Below are 17422 nucleotides of genomic sequence, written 5' to 3' on the forward strand. Positions count from 1 at the left end.
TTGAAGGCGCGTTTCGTCTTCGGAGAGAGCGATGAAAACACAATCTGCATTAAAAAAAGTCGCCGAAATGGCTCGTATTGCCGACCACTATGTCAGCGCGTGGGGAGAACCTGCCAGCGTTGAAGATGAAACTATTGAGCGCTTACTTGCCGCTTTTGGTTACGATACGAGTAGTGACGAAGCTCTGCTTAAATCCGCAGAAAAAAAACATAAAAAAGACGTTTTGGCGCCAGTGCTGGTGGTTCGCGATGACGAATCAGTAGAAGTGGAACTAAATTTGGGTGTCAGTGCTCGCGAAAGTGAATTTGCATGGCGCTTAGAGACTGAGCAAGGCGAAGTCCTTGAGGGTTACTTGCAATCACAAATTGTACGGGATGAGCGTAAAAACGGTGGTCCACTGGTCTTTGCGTTACCTGCAAACATTCAATGGGGTTATCACAAATTGCTCGTGACACGTAAGCGTCGCAAAGCACCTTATGAGATGACTTTGATCATTACGCCTAAAGCGTGTTTTAAACAAACAGACATTGAGCAAGGCAAAAAGCTGTGGGGTCCAAGTATCCAGCTTTACACTCTGCGCACTCCGCACAACTGGGGCATCGGTGATTTTGGCGATCTTAAGCAGTTAGTGGGTAACATTGCTGCCCGTGGCGGTGATTTTGTAGGGCTCAACCCTATTCATTCTTTATTTCCAGCCAACCCTGAAGGGGCAAGTCCATACAGCCCATCTTCACGTCGTTGGTTAAACATTATGTACATTGATGTGAGCTCAGTCTCTGAGTTTGCATTAAGCGTACAAGCACAGCAAAAAGTAGGCAGTGCAGAGTTTCAACAGCGCTTGCAAAAAGCGCGTGAAGTACAACACGTAAACTACAGCGAAGTCAGCGCACTTAAAATGAGCGTATTGCCGCTGCTGTTTGCTGAGTTTAAGCAGCGCCACCTTGATAACAACACTGAGCGCGCGCAAGCGTTTTTGAGCTTTGTTGAAGAGGGCGGTGAAAGCTTGATGCATCAAGCGACCTTTGATGCGGTGCATAAAACCTTACACGATTCAGACGATCAAATGTGGGGCTGGCCTGCATTCCCTGAAAAATATCGCCGTTTTAGTAGCGCCGGTACGCAAAGGTTTATCAAAGAGCACAAAGATCTTGTGGATCTTTACATGTACTTGCAGTGGATTGCGGATACGCAAATCAATGAAGCACAAGCACTCGCACAAGAAAAGGGTATGACGTTAGGTCTTTATCGCGATTTAGCGGTAGGCGTTGCCGATTCAGGCTCTGAAACTTGGGCTGATGATGGCAACTTGATATTGGATGCCAGCATTGGTGCGCCGCCAGATATTTTGGGCCCGTTGGGACAAAACTGGGGATTGCCTCCTTTAAATCCACAAACGCTGCAAGCCAGTGGCTATGATGCCTTTATTAAGTTGCTTCGCGCCAACATGAAGCATTGCGGCGCATTGCGTATTGACCATGTATTGGGCCTATTGCGTCTGTGGTGGATTCCAAAGGGTGAGGATGCCACTAAAGGTGCGTATGTCTACTACCCAGTCGAAGACATGCTAGCGATTTTGGCTCTGGAATCTCATCGCTACCAGTGTTCGGTGATCGGTGAAGACTTAGGCACTGTGCCAGATGAAATTGTGGCAATTTTGCGTGATGCCGGCGTGCACTCGTATAAAATATTCTTCTTTGAAGATAACGATGCTGGGCACTTTATTGAGCCGACCCAATACCCAGAGCAATCCATGTCTGCATTGTGCACCCATGATATGCCTACCTTGCGCGGTTTCTGGCATTGTGATGACCTCAAGCTGGGCAAAGAGCTGGGCTTGTATCCGAGCGATGAGCAATTAGCACGTTTGTTTGATGAGCGTCTGGCGTGCAAACAAGGCATCTTAAATACGATTCGTCAAAATAACCCGCAGTTTTTGTCTTCTGGTATTGGTGAGAATGCTGCGTGGGTGCCAATGGATAGTTTCCTTGCCCAAGCTATGCAGCTGCATGTGGCGGCGGGTTCATCTTCATTGCTGAGCGTGCAGTTGGAAGACTGGCTAGAGATGGATAAACCGGTGAACATTCCTGGAACGGTGGACGAGTACCCTAACTGGCGACGCAAACTATCGGTGAATCTGGATGAAATGTTTGGTAGAGACGATGTGAATCATATCGCAAAACGCCTGACTGAAGTTCGTGATGAAGCGTCCATAAAGTAATTAGATAACCGCTGAAAATGGGCCTGATGGCGAATGAATGAGCATTGATTGCTCAAAGTTACGCACTGCTCAATCTTTCATTTTTGTTATTTTGTTACTGTTTCAAGTTATCTGAAATGCCCGCACTTCAGCGGGCATTTTTGTGTTTCTGCACATTTAATCACGACGGTTTGGCTCACATAGTGAGTGGCTTGGCTAAAAGTCGCCAATATGCAATGGATACCACCAATCACACTAAGTAAGCATTCAGAAATTGCGCAGGAAAAATGCTTGAGCACAAGGTTCTAGAATAAGGCTGAACTTTTCGATAAGTCGTTATTTTACGATCAAAAATTCTAACGCAGTTATCAAGCATTTTAACAAGCTAGAATGCCTAATTTTTTGGTACGATTGGTATAAATATCCATCAAATGTTTTTAAAGTGTATGTTTTTGTTAAGAATATAGCTTAGTGACCATAGTATCGTTAAGATGGATAAAAAATGGCTAGGATGAGGGCGGGCTGCTCTCTCTACAAAAATTATAAATAGAATTAAATTATCGAAGGAGATTGGGCGTGGACAAGCCTCAAGATAAAATCAAAAGTGCTTATCAGAAATTGAGTCAGGCAGCATTAACTGACCCTTTTTCATTGTTGGGCCCGTTTATTAGGGAAGAAGGCCGTTATTTAACGGTGTGGATGCCGGGCGCTCATCGAGTCGAAGTGATTATTGGTGACGAACGCATAGAGTTAGTTCGTGATGAGATGGATGCGTTTGTGTTGACACAAGCGCGCGATCTTACTTTTACTCACTATAAATTGGCCGTTGATTGGGGAGATGCTGAGCAGATCATTGACGATCCCTATCAGTATCACGCTTTGTATGAAGAGTTTGAGCATTTGCACACTCCAAAAGAGATGTACAAATATATGGGTGCTCAATTCATCACGCTAGAGCGCGATGGTAAAAGCATTTCTGGTACTCGCTTTCTTGTATACGCCCCTCACGCTCAAGCCGTCAGCCTAATTGGTGGATTTAACCTGTGGGATGGACGCCGTCATCCAATGCAGCGTCTTGATTATGGCATTTGGGGATTATTCGTCCCTGAACTGGCAGAAGGTTCTCAATATAAGTTTGAGATGAAAGGTCCAAATGGGGAAGGCTTACCTCATAAACAAGACCCGTGGGGATTCCAGCACGAACAACATCCTTCGTTTGCCTCGGTCACTTACGATCAAACTAAGTATCAATGGCAAGATGATGCGTGGCAGACACGTCCGGTGACGGAGAAACGTAAAGAAGCGCTTTCTTTTTATGAGCTGCATGCTGGCTCTTGGAAACGCGGCGAAAATGGCGAGTTTTTAAATTACCGTCAATTGGCTGAGCAGTTGATTCCGTACTTGGTGGATCTGGGCTATTCACATGTTGAACTTATGCCGATTTCTGAACATCCATTCTACGGTTCTTGGGGCTACCAACCTATCGGGCTATTTGCACCGACCAGCCGTTTTGGTACGCCAGATGATTTCAAATACTTTGTCGACCAGTGTCACCAAGCAGGCTTAGGTGTGGTACTGGACTGGGTTCCGGCACACTTCCCATCCGATGATCACGGTTTGGCGAACTTTGACGGTACACCTTTGTATCATGATCCTGATCCGCGTCGCGGTTGGCACCAAGATTGGAATTCGTACATTTATGATTTAGGTCGTGAACATGTACGCCGCTTTATGGTGTCCAATGCACTATTTTGGTTTGAGCATTATCATATTGATGGTATTCGAGTGGACGCAGTGGCGTCGATGTTGTACTTGGATTACTCACGCAGTCACGATCAATGGCTACCTAACCAAGACGGTGGTAACGAGAACTACGATGCGATTGCGACCTTGAAGTGGATGAACGAAGAAGTGTACAAACACTTCCCGAATGCCATGACCATCGCCGAAGAATCAACGGCTTTCCCTGGGGTATCAGCACCGACCTTCTTGGGCGGTTTGGGTTTCGGCTTTAAGTGGAATATGGGCTGGATGCACGACAGCTTGTCTTATATTCAGCAAGATCCTATTCACCGCAAATATCATCACAACACGCTAACCTTCCCGCTGATGTATGCACACAGCGAGAATTACGTATTGTCGTTGTCGCATGATGAAGTGGTGTACGGCAAAGGCGCGATTCACGACAAAATGCCGGGTGATGAGTGGCAAAAAACCGCGAATTTACGTGCTTATATGGGGTACATGTACGCTCAGCCGGGCAAAAAGCTGAACTTCATGGGCGCTGAATTTGGTCAAACCGCCGAATGGAACCATGACGATCAATTGCAGTGGTTCTTACTGGATTATGAACGTCATCAAGGCGTACTCAATCTTACTCGTGATTTGAACAAGCTCTACAAGCAAGAAGCGGCTTTGCACGCATTAGACTTTGATCCAAAAGGGTTTGAGTGGCGCCTGCAAGATGAAGCCGAAGCCAGTGTATTGGCACACGAGCGTATTGATGAAAATGGCGAACGCGTGCTGGTGGTCTCTAACTTTACGCCAGTACCTCATCATGATTTCCGTTTAGGCATTCCTGATGAGTCTCGCTATGAGCTGTTGTTAAATACCGATGATGCTAAATATCACGGGGCGAACGTTGCAGTGCCGACGAGCATTAAAACGGAAAAAGTACAAAGCCAAGGCTTAGCGCAATCCATTCCTATGGTACTGCCACCACTTGCGACCGTTTTTTATAAAAAGAAAACGGTATAAAGTTGGCAAGCGGGCTATAGCAACACATCGCTTTTCTTGCTTTTTGTGCTCTGGCTGTTGAGCACGGATGAGAGCATGTAAGGTTCGTTTATAATCTCGGGTATTCAAGGTGAATATCCGAGATTTTTTTCGTCTATATACAGGATAAAGACGATGATTTTTCTATCGATTGGCGATTATGTGGTTGATTTCATTGTTTCTTAAAGGATAGTATTGTGTGAGTAAATTGTTAATCGCGGGTTCTTTTTACAAAACCTTTATTTGAGGTGTAACAGAGTACTCCTATTAGGATTAGCAATAACTTATCAGTTCAGGTGTTGTCTTTTATCCGCACCCAATACAGTGTTTTTTGAGAATGGAGTCTTATGATCACTTCCCTATATGCAGCCATCTTGGCTATCTGGATCTGCTATTTATCCGTGCAAGTTATTAAGCAGCGTCGCAAACATCAAGTTTCCCATTCGGATGGGCAAATAGAAGATCTTACTATTGCACGCAGTGCGCATAGCAATGCCACCGAATACATTCCAATCGGTCTATTATTATTGATGTTAGCTGAATTTAATGGTGGGCCAATGTGGCTTATTCATGTGCTAGGTGTGGTGTTTGTTGCGGGGCGATTGGTGCATGGTTTTGCGGTATTAAATGGCGTAATGCCAGGCCGTAAGTATGGCATGATTGCCACTTTTAGTAGCATTGTAATACTGGCGATATTGAATGTATTTCAAGTGCTTTGCGCGACTGTCGCGTAGGTTTCGTGGTGGGTAAAGCGTGAGCCGATAAGATTTGAGGAGTAGAAGATGAAGATAACATGGCCGCCTGCGTGGCTATTAGTGCTCTTAGGTCTACTGCTCAATGTATTGGCGATAATCTTGTCGAGTCAGGTGCTTGATGAACTTTCGCAAAGTAATAATGCGTTGCAAGACAGACAAAACGCCCATTTGCGCTTGATACAACAAGCATGGAACAAAGTTGAAAATATAGAAAGGAAAAAAGAGCTGCTACTTCTGGTATTGGCAGGTAGAGATCGCTCTGATCTTGATGCTGAACAGGCACGGCTGGCTGAATTGAACAAACAAATCACCGTTTGGCTTGGAAAACCCATTCCTGAGCTTTCTTTGGCGAATTTGAGCACACTTTCATCAATGCTGGATCAAGCGCAAACTCAGCAACGAAACCGGATTGATAAACACTATTTAGACAATCTGCATCTCATGGAACAGATGTCATTGAATGATCATAAAATAGCGCGTTATAAAAATATCGCGCTATTTCTACAAATCTTTGGTTTGGCGCTGATTTTAGCTCGAGATTTGCAAAGAAATAGGGAGTTTGAATAGCCTTTGTGTCAGGTGGCTAAAGTTCACTGAGTGACTGCTGTCTATGTTAGAGTGAACAAACTATGTCTGTAAATTATGAGCAACTATGAGCGACAAAATCTACTTCAATACTTCTGCAAAATTTAATCTGCGCCGCTCTTTAATTAATGTTGGAACGCGTATTCATCATCGAGTTGCCCCCAATCATGCTCGCCAGATTGCAAGACAGTTGCTGCTCACGCCAGTACGCAGTAAACCCAACAACCCGCAGCCACCGGCAATGGTTAAGGGCATCGTGAAATCTGCACATGGAGATCTCACTACCTATACGTTAGGCACAGGTCCGTTGTGGGTGTTAAACCATGGCTGGTCGGGTACTGCGAACCAGTTTTTTCCTTTGATGGAGTTTATGGCACAGTCTGGCTTTACCGCTCTGGCATACGACCAACCCGCTCATGGTAGTAGCGGTGGTGCTTATGGGCATATTCCTGCATTTGTTGAAGGTTTAGACGCCATTTTAGACAGTGTGGATGAGGTGGCTGGCATTATTGCGCACAGCATGGGGACAGCCTCAACCATAGAATGTAAACACATAAAAGCGATGAATTGCCCTTTGCTATTGATTGCACCTGTACTTGAATATTTGGATAACTTGTTTAGCAGTGTTAAACGTTCTGGCTACTCAATGAAACTGTTTGAGGAAGTGGTTGAAGAGGTGAGTGCCCAATACCATTACCCTATTGCAACGATTGACCCTTATGCAAAACTAAAAGCAAGGTCGACACCGACACTCATTGTGCACGACGAAGACGATCGTTTTACTCCGTTTGTGGTATCAAAGCGTATTTCTGAGGAGTCGCCAAAGGTTACGCTGGTAGCAACAACAGGATTAGGTCATGGTCGAATTATGAAAAGTGATCCCGTGAAAGAGGGGTTTTTAAGTCTATCCAAGTGCAAGAGTAATTGTACTCTATAACGGCGTTAGAACTTTTGATTGTTATTACTAAGCATTAGGCACTTTTCGTACGGGTGTACTTTTAGAGTGATGGCGATAAAGCACTGAATCAGCATAATGCGGGTTCAGTGCTTTTTTATTGGATTTATCCTGGGTGCCCATCTTTACGAGGTGTTGCGAGCATTTTGGCAAATTTGAATAGGTACATACCAAAGCTTAGCATCCATAAAACCGTGGCGACATCGAGCAATTGCATCATATATTGAGGGAATAGTCCCACACCGACGCTTCTGATCAGCGCCGATAAAACCAATGAGGCAAAAGCAATGCGCATTTGTGGGCCTTCATAAATATTTCTACCAGTATGCCCCATAGTGACGCGAGTAATCATCGCCAGAATCAGACCAGCAAGTGCACCGATGGCGAATAAGTGCAGTGAGGTATGTGCTAGCCAAGGGTTTGTGGTGAAGCCTTTTAATAATAGATAGGCTGGAATACACGCATATGAGGCGTGCAGTGACCACACAAGAGGTTCACCGAATGTGGTCCATGGTTTCCAGCGTAGTACTTTAACCAGTTGTAATAGACCTGCCCAAATGAACAGTGGTGTTTCTAGCTGACTAAGAGTAATAGGGAAGAAACTCAGCACAAACAGCAGCACAAGCGGCAGATTAGCGGCGATCTCTAGCCAAAATATCGGTTGCGGTTTATCAAACTGCAAACGGCGGGCAGTAAAGAAAGGAATAACACGTCCGCCCATTACCGACAGCAATAACATAAACCACCATAACATGGCTTGCCATACCGCGCTGGCACTAAAGGGGACGACGCCTTTAATAGTGGCGTAGCTGGCAAAGTTTGCCACGATCGCCAATATGAAGAGAGGCACAAAGAATAGATTTCGCCAACCTTTTGATTTTACAACACGAATTGCGATTTCATAGGCAACAGCAAGTAAAAATAGACTTTCAATAATCGAGATTAGCCAAAGCGGAGTAGGCGTCCAAAACAAGATACGCGGCGCCAACCACAACGCCACAATCAGCCCTAAGCGCGTGCTTTTGGTGCCGTTGATGCCTGTCCAGTTTTGTACCGCAGTAAGGACGAACCCAGCTACTATCGCCATAGAGAATCCAAACAGCATTTCGTGGGCATGCCACCACAGCGCGGGCGCTGCAAGTGCGTCGGGCTGTCCGTTTTGATACGCGTAAATCCAAACCGGGATAGCGATAAAGGCGTACAATGCGCCCAGTAGAAAAAATGGACGAAACCCTAGTCTTAGCAATGGGGTGATTGCTTCTTCTTTTGCTTTGTCGGTAATGTTTAACATGCTAAAACCTTAAAGGTGTAAATTTAATGCAACTTTAAAATAGAGTGGCAGACAATGCAAGTATAGTTGTGCTTTAGCCCACTAAACTGAGGTGTAGCTGACATTTGTAAGGCAGGTGGTTGAGCTTTTTATTTAACTGAGTTCGGGTTTGTTCGATGTCTTTTGGCGCAATAAGCTGCTGCTGTTCTAAACGCATATCGATATCAATACGCAGTTCACTGCCCACTTTAGTCACCGCGGCAACGGTAAGGTCAACGTCTTTGTGTGCAGGCAGTTCGGTGACACACTGATGAACTTGCGAGCACAACGAATGATCGGCGGTCATGTTAAGTAATTCAGATAAAGCCTGCTTAAGCATCAACACCGGCACTTTTAGAAAATAGCCAGCCATTAATAGCATCATCACAGGATCGGCGTATACGGCAAATGCGGCTAGTGGTGTTTGTATGAGTACCCATGCACTGATAAAGCCTAATAACACCGCAATGCTGATCAAGGTATCCATTTGCCATTGCAGTACTTCAGCCTGAATGAGTCCAGAGCCGACGGTCTGGTTTTTCTTGGCGATCAGTGCCCATCCAAACGCGCAGCCAATGACATTAATGAGGCCAAAGAGCGTCGCGACAAAAGTATTAATCTCTCGACCACCATCCAATATAGCCATGATTGCAGAATAAATAGAAATACACACTAAGCCAAGAATGACAGTGGCTTTAATGGCGATGACTATGGGTTCCAGTGCTGCCAAACCGCGAGGAAAGCGTTGTGATGAAGGGCGTGCAATTAAGGTTGCTGCAAGCAGTGACAATAAAGTTAACACTAAGCTAATGAGAGAGTAGGCACCGTCAAAGAGGATGACCATTGAACCTACCCAGTGCCCAAGGGCAATGCCTCCGACTGCGAAAGCAAGGGTTAACAAGGCTGAATAGATAAGAATACGACGTTCAGCGCGGGTGTTCTTACTGCTCATAATGAACCTTTTTGTTAATCCGTTGTGAGCATTGTTTGTTAGCGAGCGTGGATTTTCAACGTGCTAATCGTTAGGTTATTGATACTTAGAATAGTAAATCAATTAACCTCTTTAATATCAATGAGTTAAATGACATTATTGGTGTCAGTAAAATTGACGGTGACTGCTGTGGTTAGAAGTCGAACAAATAGTCACTGAGTTTATCGCATAGCCAAAGCATGCCGGGGTGTGCTTCCATACCCGATGAGGAAAACATGCAATACTCTTCTTGGGTTAGGCCGTAGGTGTGTTTAATCACTGACAGTGTTTCGTCTCGGAGTAGGTGGCGGATCAGTGGTTCAGGCAGCACTCCCCATGCTGCTTCAGTGCGTATGGTGCTGAGGATATAGTCGAAACTTGAAAAGCCAATATGTTTGAGTGAAAAGGGCAATAGCTCAGGGTTATCTTTTTCGTTGAGGTAGGCGAGGGTGACTTGCATTGCGTTGCGCAGTTTATCGTCTGATACTCGGCGTAACTGGCCTAAAGGGTGATTGGCATTGCACACCGACATCATGCGTATCTTTGCTATCGGGGTAAATTCGATTCTAGGATCATCAACACGCTCATAGTCAATACCGAATGCAAAATCCACTTGCTTTGTTTCAACCAGATTAGACAGATCGCCACTGGATGCTAATACAATATTAAAGGTGGTCGCTGGGTATTTATTGTTTAAACGATGGGAAAGTTGTTGCCAAGTTTCATCCGGAATAGCGTCATCACGGGCAATCCAAACCTCCGCGGTGAAATCGCCACGAATATGTTGGCAGGTTTGTTGAATGCGGGATGCGGTGATCAACAGAGATTCACAATCTTTAAAGACGGCTTTGCCTGCTTCTGACAGCTCAAGGTTATTGCCACTGCGTACAAAGAGTGGCGTATCGAGCTCTTTCTCAAGGGCTTTAATCGCCATACTTAACTTGGTTCGATTACAGTTTAGCTGTCGAGCGGCTTCAGAGACTGAGCCGTGCTGCGCCACTTGAACAAAGGCTTCAATGTGAGAAAGGTTCATGAAAGTTCGCCGGTTAATTGATCAGTATTCAAACTACCTGATTGAGCGCTGAAAAATCAAGCAAGGCATGATCTAAAGCTGATATCTCTTTGTATTAAAGGTAATTTGGTATCTTTTTTTATCAAGATTTGCTTTACTCAACATAGAGAACAGTTTTAAGGATGGATAATCACATGGTGCTTAATTGGGATGATTATGCTACTGAGTGGGAAGCAAACCCGGCCACCGCTCAATTTTCAGACCTAGTATTTACTGAGTTACAAGCGCTTCACTCGTTGAAGGGCGCAAACGTATTAGACTTTGGTTGTGGTACTGGCTTACTAAGTCAAAAGATAGCTCCGTTAGCTCGTAGCATTGTCGCTCTTGATGCATCTGAGGCAATGATTGAAGAGTTAGACAAGAAAACATTAGCGAACGTCGAGCCTGTGGTCGACCATTTAACGCGCGGTTTAGTGGCACAGCATCCTGCTTTTAGAAAACAATTTGATCTTGTTGTTGCCTCTTCTGTGTGTGGTTTTGTGGCAAGTTTTCAAGAAACTGCGACCATTATTTATTCTCTACTGGATGAGCAAGGTATATTTGTTCACTGGGATTGGCTAAGTGACGATACAGACGACGGACTGACTCAAGAGTCGGCGCACAGCATGCTGCATAGCGCAGGTTTTTGCGATATTGAAATCTCTATCCCATTTGAGATTAAAATGGCTGATGGATCATCAAGACCTGTACTTATGGGCGTAGCCTACAAGTAAACTTGCAAATTAAGGGCTTCTATCTCAATAGATTATGAAGATAGTAAGTCCTATTCCTCTTTTTATGCTACAAGCCTTCTAGATATTCATTGAGATAAACATATGATTAATATATCTATTTTTCATATTAGCTTCCTACAATCGATAAAAACTCCCTTATAAAATCAGACGTATTTTTCTTTATAAATATTACTCTTTCATAGTTATTATTTTTATCATTATCTCTTTATGACATTGCTGATATTTCTATTTTATCCGCTTAAATAGTCTTTTCTAACCCATCTCTATTTTATTTACAGTTAAATTTTAATAGAAACGCTTACACAAATTAAAGAAGTGGCTACTCTGGTAATTTATACAATATGTGATCTATGCCCACTTTTTATTTGGTTTATTAAAAAATCATTACTACGCTATTACAAAAGGAAATCTGTAATTCCAAGTGTTATATAGATGTGAGTTATATAAATGTATTCAATATTAAAGGAGGTGAACGGGTATTTACCCTTTTTCGATAAATGGCTAAATGCAAGTGATTTACTCACGATTTGCACCTAATAATTAATTGATTGAGCTTTTAATAATAACAGTATTTTTAGAACAGCTTATTTATACACGTACTTTATATACGTATTTTATACACATAGGTAAACGGAAAGACATTATGAAAAAGACAGTATTAGCAAGTGTTATTGCAGGCATCGCATTTAGCGGCCAAGCTTTCGCTGTAGAATTGTATAATAATAGTGGTACTACTTTCTCAATAGGCGGTCACGTATCCGTTGGGCTGGGTAACCCAGACAAAGACGATGACCCTTATGTCACAGACGATGATTTGGCGGTAGAGTCTTTATCACCTCGTATCAACTTTAATGCAACTCAAGACCTTGGTGGCGGATTTACCGCAGATGCTAAAGGTGAGTGGACATTGAATATGCTTGATGGCGGAGACAATTCCTTTAGTACAAGACTGGGTTACATCGGCGTTTCACACGATATGTGGGGCCGCATGGTGGGTGGTACGCAGTGGTCACCTTATTATGATGTGGGTGGCGTTGCCGATATGCCAATAGCGTTTGCCAATGACTTTTTGTACATTGATGGCGGTAACTTAGGTACGGCGCGTGCTGAGAAAATGCTCTCGTATCGTAAAGGCTTTGATTTTGATTCCTTTGGCTTAGACTTTGGTGCTGGTTGGCAGGGCGAGAACGGTAATTATGGTGACCGTGCTCAGTTAACCGCATCGGTGAGCTTTGACAAATTCATGTTAGGTTATGGCTTTAGTACAGGCTCTAAAACCGGACAAAATGATGATGCGATGGCTAACTTATTTTCTGCAAAATACGGTAGCTATGGTGATGGTTTATACGTAGCGGCCGTGTACGAAATGGGCAGTAAGTTTTATGGTGATTTTGATACAACCAATACCGAAGCCATCATCGCTTACGCGCTGGCAAATAGTTTAAACTTTTCGGTGAACTACGAAAATGTTGAAAACGATGACAGCAATGAAACAGAGAAGAGCGAAATGGCATTGCAAGTAGAGTATAACTTTACGCCCACTTTCGTCGGATATGGCGCCTATCAAATTGATTTAGGTGATGATGTTTCAAATGATGATGATCGCTATGCGATTGGTGTTCGATACTATCTATAACTCTTTTTTTTAGAACACTAACCAAGGCAGGGCTTATTGGCTCTGCCTTTTCTTTTGGCACACTATTTTTGATTTACAGCGCCTTGCATAATGTTAATTTCCATTGGGAGTTTTAACAAATTTTGGTATAATCCGCGCCTTTCTCTTTTTGGTCATATTGACCCAACGCACAGAAGACCCAAATGACTACTGAAATCTACAAAGAATTTATGTTTGAAGCAGCCCACAAATTACCTCACGTTCCTGAAGGGCACAAATGTGGACGTTTGCATGGACATTCATTTTTAGTTCGCCTTTATCTAGCGGGTGAGGTGGATCAGCATACCGGTTGGATCATTGATTTTGGGGATGTCAAAGAGAGCTTTAAGCCGATTTATGATCGTCTTGACCACCATTACCTAAACGATATCGAAGGTTTAGAAAACCCAACCAGTGAAGTTCTAGCAAAATGGGTCTACGAGCAAACAAAGCCTTTACTGCCATTGCTCACTAAGGTCGAAATCAAAGAAACTTGTACTGCTGGCTGTATTTATACGGGCGAATAACGTGTTCAAAGTTAATGAGATTTTTGAAACTATCCAAGGTGAAGGCTTCTTCACTGGTGTACCGTCTATTTTTATCCGCTTACAAGGTTGTCCTGTAGGTTGTGCTTGGTGTGACACCAAGCAAACTTGGGATGTACTAGAAGAAAAAGAAACCGACTTTGGCACTATCATTGTTAAATCGGGGGATGACGAGTACTGGTGTCAGTCTTCGGCGAAGGATTTGGTCGATTATTGTATCGCTCACTACAGCGCTAAGCATGTGGTGATTACTGGGGGTGAACCGTGCCAGTATGATTTGCTGCCTTTGACATCAGAGCTAGAAGCAAAGGGTTATCGTTGTCAGATTGAAACCAGCGGTACGTTTGAAGTTCAGGCTACAGCAGAGACTTGGGTAACGGTGTCACCTAAAATTGGCATGAAAGGTAAATTACCCATTGCAGCCAGCGCTATGTCTAGAGCAAATGAAATCAAGCACCCAGTGGGAAAAGAGTCTGATATTGACGAGCTAAAGGCACTACTGGCTGCACATCCACTTTCGCCTGCGACTGAGGTGTTGCTTCAGCCGATCAGTCAAAAGCCGAGAGCAACCAAGCTGTGCATTGATACTTGTATCGAGAACAATTGGCGTTTATCTGTGCAAACTCATAAGTATTTGAACATTGCTTAAACGCTTAAAGGCGGATTCTAAAATTAAGAACCCGCCTTTATGTTTGGTCGCGTAAATCCAGACTACTTGTTATCACGATTAACGTTTTACTAACCTTAACGCCTTACCAGTGTCGATACCCGCAAGTATCAATGTGAAAACGAACACCAGAATAAAGCCCCATCCCCATATTGTTGTTTTTACCTTCGCTTTTGTATATTCCCCATAGCTTTTTATGCAGTTCTTCACGACTAATATTGTTGATAGGCACTAAATCTAAGGCGCAAAAGCTTAAGTGCTTGCTTTTGGTTGCCCCCCCTGAAGTTTGATTATAATACTGAGTTCTATCGCCAGATACGGGAACTAAAGGGCCTGTGATGGGTTCAATGTGCTGTTGAATAAACTTAACCGTACGAACCATATTAGGGACTAGTTTTCGATCAGGAATGGTAAATACTGAGGTGCCATTCATCGCCCAATTGGTACCTTGTAAAAGAATAAGGTGCATTGGCATTGTTTTTAGGGGAACTTCGGTAATGCCCGCGTCTTTAAGGTGCTGAGCGATTTCTTTTACTCTATCTTCTGCCCCGTTCATTAACATCCAGCCTCTAAATGCGGCGCGGGTAGGCACTTTATACCCTTTAATATTAATAACTAAGTCATTGTATTCTAGTTCATTTTCAGATTCATACAGCTTGAGTAAATCATTAGCAGAAACGCTAAAACTAAGGGTACAAAATAGCAGGCAAACAAGACGAATCATGAGGCTTCTCCTTTGTATCTCGTGTTCCCAGTATAGACGGAAATAAGCATGTTGATCTGTATCACGGATTAAACAATACCAATCGTACTAAATAACGGGCCATTCTAGCGTGTTAAAATACTCGATAACGGCGTTAGAATTTTTGATTGTAAAATAACGACTTATCGAAAAATTCAGCTTTGTTCTGGAGCATTATTCCTGTGCTAATTCTGATGAATTACTTAGTGTACTTGGTATAACAGAATATAAAGAGTGACTATCGAAGTAAGATAGATACAAATAAATACACTAGATTTAATACAGTATTTATAAAAGTGGATGAATTTCATGTCAGATCATATTTTGTATCGTGCTGGTTATAAGTATCAATTAGCGGAAGAGTGTGTGTTTAAATTAGCGATCTTTCCTCCGCAACCGATAGAAATGGAGTTTATTCGCTTAAGTGTCGATGGTTGGCTGACTATTCGTTCCGGATATGCGTGGGATGGCCCTTCTGGCCCTGTTGTGGATACGACACAAAATATGCGTGCTTCATTAATTCATGATGCGCTATATCAACTATTACGTTGCCAGTATTTACCCGCAGAGGAAAAAGACGCGGCTGATAAAGTGTTTCAACAAATTTGCATTGATGACGGCGTGAATGAGTTGACCGCACACATGTATTATTTAGGATTAAAGCTAGGGGGAAAACCTGCCAGTGCGCCGAGTAATAAAAAACCCACCTTAAAAGCTCCGTGGCGTTAATAGTAATGACAAAATTGCACTTTATCATCATAAGCTTTGGTAATAGGGTGTTAAAACACGACAGTTTCCCCGTGATATTATGCTCTGATTTGTAGTGAACGAACGTAGTAGTCTCACTTAAAATGAGAGAATTTAAGGATTAATATCCTAACTCAGCCCTATAAATCGGTTCTTGTCATAAATCTGCGCGTTTCTCCTACCCCCCTTATCGCCACTCTTCCTCCCTAACAAGAATGAATTTAGGATGATTTTCGAGATGGCATGCATCGAGTAGGGTATAGTGATTGGTTGCAAATCGCTTAAGTTGTAAAAGGTGTTTTATGTTGAACCCCCTGACTTTGAATAACAATGCCACGCAGGCTACAGACGTTATTTTGCACGCGTTTGATTGGCCCTATAGCAAGATTGCGAGTTGTGCGGAGCAAATTCGTCAACTGGGTTATAAGACTGTGTTGGTGTCTCCTCCAATGAAATCGCTGAAGCATGACAGTGGCACAGCTTGGTGGCAGCGTTATCAGCCACAAGATTACCGCATCATCGATAATGAACTGGGTAATACACTGGATTTTAAGTCTATGATGGCCCGTTTGAAGGATTGCGGTATTCGCGTCTATGTGGATGTGGTATTCAACCATATGGCAAATGAAGCCTATCTACGCTCCGATTTGCAATACCCTAGTCAGCAAGAGCTAGAGAGTTATGCGCAACATTCAGATTATTATGAATCACTGAAATTGTTTGGCGATCTCAGTTGTGCGTTGTTTACTGAAGATGATTTTGTTGAAGCTTTTGGCATTGAAGATTGGCGTGATAAATGGCAAGTGCAAAATGGCCGGATTACCGGAGGCCCCCATGATGCGGGCTTGCCGACGCTTCGCGATTGTGAGCATGTTATTTTGCAGCAGCGTGCGTACTTACTGGCGATGAAAGCGCTCGGCGTGAAAGGGTTTCGCATTGATGCGGCAAAGCACATCTCCATTGAGCAGCTACGTAAAGTGTGGACTAAAGAGATCACCGAAGGCGTACATATTTTTGGTGAAATCATCACAGATGGCGGCTCCACAAAGCAAGAGTATGAGCTGTTTCTTAAGCCTTATTTAAATAAAACCAAACTGGGCGCTTACGATTTCCCTTTGTTTAATACTCTCAATCATGCGTTGCAGGGGCAAGGGCGCATGTCGACGTTAATAGACCCCTATAACTATGGCGAAGCGTTAAAGCGACAGAGAGCGATTACTTTTGTTATCACCCATGACATTCCAAACAATGATGTGTTTCGAGATTTGGTCATGGACGAGGACGATGAGTGGTTAGGCTATTGCTATATTTTGTGCCGTGACGGGGGCGTCCCCTTGGTGTATACCGATTTAAATACCAGCGGTATTTTAGATAGAGCGGGGCATCCGCGCTGGATGAATGCATGGCAAGATCCGCGAATGAAAGTGCTGATTGATTTCCACAATTATGTCCATAGTCTCTCTATGGTGGTACTAGAGGCTAGTGATGACCATATTGTGTTTTGTCGTGGTGAGCGCGGTTTAGTGGCGATTAATAAATCGGCAAAGGAAAAACAGGTTACCCTACGTTGGGATAAACCAATGTTTGATTTAGTGAGTCAGCAAGGGTGCGATCTTATTGATGGTCAATTGACGTTTTCTGTGCCAGCAAAAGGGTATTGCTGCTTTGTGGCGCCGTAGCCTCCTTTGATATTGTGATAGGAAGAAAAACAAGTG

Annotated in this window: 15 protein-coding genes; 11 read left to right on the plus strand and 4 right to left on the minus strand. The window is 43.5% G+C overall.

Features of this window, described 5'->3' with window-relative positions; translation table 11 throughout:
• Positions 1-31: 31 nt before the first annotated feature.
• The 5 genes from malQ (at position 32) to VEZ01S_RS07275 (ending at position 7249) form a co-directional block, all read left to right on the plus strand.
• Positions 32-2218, plus strand: coding sequence for a 4-alpha-glucanotransferase (gene malQ, locus VEZ01S_RS07255; protein WP_021713369.1), 2187 nt, complete (start codon positions 32-34; stop codon positions 2216-2218).
• Between the two features lie 555 nt (positions 2219-2773).
• Positions 2774-4954 carry a 1,4-alpha-glucan branching protein GlgB gene (gene glgB, locus VEZ01S_RS07260; RefSeq protein WP_021713370.1) on the plus strand — a complete coding sequence of 727 codons (2181 nt, stop codon included), beginning with the start codon at positions 2774-2776 and terminating at the stop codon, positions 4952-4954.
• 365 nt (positions 4955-5319) lie between these two features.
• Positions 5320-5706 carry an MAPEG family protein gene (locus VEZ01S_RS07265; RefSeq protein ID WP_021713371.1) on the plus strand — a complete coding sequence of 129 codons (387 nt, stop codon included), beginning with the start codon at positions 5320-5322 and terminating at the stop codon, positions 5704-5706.
• Between the two features lie 48 nt (positions 5707-5754).
• Complete coding sequence (locus tag VEZ01S_RS07270; protein WP_021713372.1) at positions 5755-6294, plus strand: hypothetical protein; 540 nt, start codon at positions 5755-5757, stop codon at positions 6292-6294.
• A gap of 85 nt (positions 6295-6379) precedes the next feature.
• Positions 6380-7249, plus strand: a complete 870-nt coding sequence (locus VEZ01S_RS07275) for an alpha/beta hydrolase (RefSeq protein WP_021713373.1) — start codon at positions 6380-6382, stop codon at positions 7247-7249.
• 124 nt (positions 7250-7373) lie between these two features.
• On the opposite strand, the gene VEZ01S_RS07280 is transcribed toward VEZ01S_RS07275, so the two are convergent.
• The 3 genes from VEZ01S_RS07280 to VEZ01S_RS07290 form a co-directional block, all read right to left on the minus strand.
• On the minus strand, positions 7374-8558 hold the full coding sequence (locus VEZ01S_RS07280) for an NnrS family protein (protein WP_021713374.1): 1185 nt from the start codon (positions 8556-8558) through the stop codon (positions 7374-7376).
• A gap of 73 nt (positions 8559-8631) precedes the next feature.
• Complete coding sequence (locus VEZ01S_RS07285; RefSeq protein ID WP_021713375.1) at positions 8632-9528, minus strand: cation diffusion facilitator family transporter; 897 nt, start codon at positions 9526-9528, stop codon at positions 8632-8634.
• A gap of 172 nt (positions 9529-9700) precedes the next feature.
• Entirely contained in the window at positions 9701-10579 is an 879-nt protein-coding gene (locus tag VEZ01S_RS07290) for a LysR family transcriptional regulator (protein WP_021713376.1), read from the minus strand.
• A gap of 173 nt (positions 10580-10752) precedes the next feature.
• On the opposite strand from VEZ01S_RS07290, the gene VEZ01S_RS07295 reads away from it, so the two are divergent.
• The 4 genes from VEZ01S_RS07295 (at position 10753) to queE (ending at position 14200) form a co-directional block, all read left to right on the plus strand.
• Entirely contained in the window at positions 10753-11331 is a 579-nt protein-coding gene (locus VEZ01S_RS07295) for a class I SAM-dependent DNA methyltransferase (RefSeq protein WP_021713377.1), read from the plus strand.
• Positions 11332-11995: 664 nt separating this feature from the next.
• Positions 11996-12988 carry a porin gene (locus VEZ01S_RS07300; protein ID WP_021713378.1) on the plus strand — a complete coding sequence of 331 codons (993 nt, stop codon included), beginning with the start codon at positions 11996-11998 and terminating at the stop codon, positions 12986-12988.
• Between the two features lie 182 nt (positions 12989-13170).
• On the plus strand, positions 13171-13533 hold the full coding sequence (gene queD / locus VEZ01S_RS07305; RefSeq protein ID WP_021713379.1) for a 6-carboxytetrahydropterin synthase QueD: 363 nt from the start codon (positions 13171-13173) through the stop codon (positions 13531-13533).
• A gap of 1 nt (position 13534) precedes the next feature.
• A complete protein-coding gene (gene queE, locus VEZ01S_RS07310) occupies positions 13535-14200 on the plus strand; it encodes a 7-carboxy-7-deazaguanine synthase QueE (RefSeq protein ID WP_021713380.1) in 666 nt (221 codons plus the stop codon).
• A 103-nt stretch (positions 14201-14303) separates the two neighbouring features.
• Here the strand turns inward: queE and VEZ01S_RS07315 are convergent, their stop codons facing one another.
• Complete coding sequence (locus tag VEZ01S_RS07315; protein WP_021713381.1) at positions 14304-14942, minus strand: D-Ala-D-Ala carboxypeptidase family metallohydrolase; 639 nt, start codon at positions 14940-14942, stop codon at positions 14304-14306.
• 327 nt (positions 14943-15269) lie between these two features.
• On the opposite strand from VEZ01S_RS07315, the gene VEZ01S_RS07320 reads away from it, so the two are divergent.
• Together VEZ01S_RS07320 and VEZ01S_RS07325 are read left to right on the plus strand one after the other, a co-directional pair.
• Positions 15270-15689 carry a DUF1353 domain-containing protein gene (locus VEZ01S_RS07320; RefSeq protein WP_021713382.1) on the plus strand — a complete coding sequence of 140 codons (420 nt, stop codon included), beginning with the start codon at positions 15270-15272 and terminating at the stop codon, positions 15687-15689.
• A gap of 320 nt (positions 15690-16009) precedes the next feature.
• Positions 16010-17386: an alpha-amylase family glycosyl hydrolase gene (locus VEZ01S_RS07325; protein WP_021713383.1), complete on the plus strand. Its 1377-nt coding sequence runs from the start codon at positions 16010-16012 to the stop codon at positions 17384-17386.
• Positions 17387-17422 lie beyond the last annotated feature (36 nt).

Origin of the sequence: Vibrio ezurae NBRC 102218 (assembly GCF_000467185.1) — a bacterium.
Taxonomy (GTDB): Bacteria; Pseudomonadota; Gammaproteobacteria; order Enterobacterales; family Vibrionaceae; genus Vibrio; species Vibrio ezurae.